The organism is Cellulomonas sp. P4_A2, assembly GCF_056402515.1.
This window is the reverse complement of the sequence record NZ_JBFUHG010000173.1, coordinates 1-393: the sequence shown is the minus strand read 5'-3', so window position 1 is coordinate 393 and position 393 is coordinate 1. Positions and strand designations below refer to the sequence as shown.

General features: G+C 70.2%; 1 pseudogene. It reads right to left on the bottom strand.

The annotated features are described in order from the left end of the window. Window positions 1-47 precede the first annotated feature (47 nt). Window positions 48-393, bottom strand: a pseudogene (locus tag AC1DUE_RS20590) (hypothetical protein); the annotation flags it as partial.

Here is a 393-nt window from a genome sequence, read left to right as displayed (position 1 = left end):
GGTCTGGTGCGAGTTCGCGCTGCCTCAGTGAGCCTCAGCGGGTGACGTCACCGAGCTGCAGCGGGCTCGGCCACCATCCCGGCCTCCGGCAGTGACACGGCCACCACCCGCGACGGCGTCGCCGCGAGCGAAGGCTGGTCCTGTACGGGGGTGAGCCGGCGGCCCAGCCGCAACGCGAGCACGGTGATGCCCAGGGAGAACAGCACGAACGTCACGATGTACGGCCCGTGCAGCGAAGCCCCCATCGGCCCGCCCACAGCCGGACCGACCGCCAGTGCAAGTTGCTTGACCAGGGCGAACGCCGAGTTGTACTGACCGACCATCGACTCCGGGGCAAGATCGGCGACCAGCGGCGCCACCGTCGGCGACAGCATCGACTCGCCGAGTCCGAAC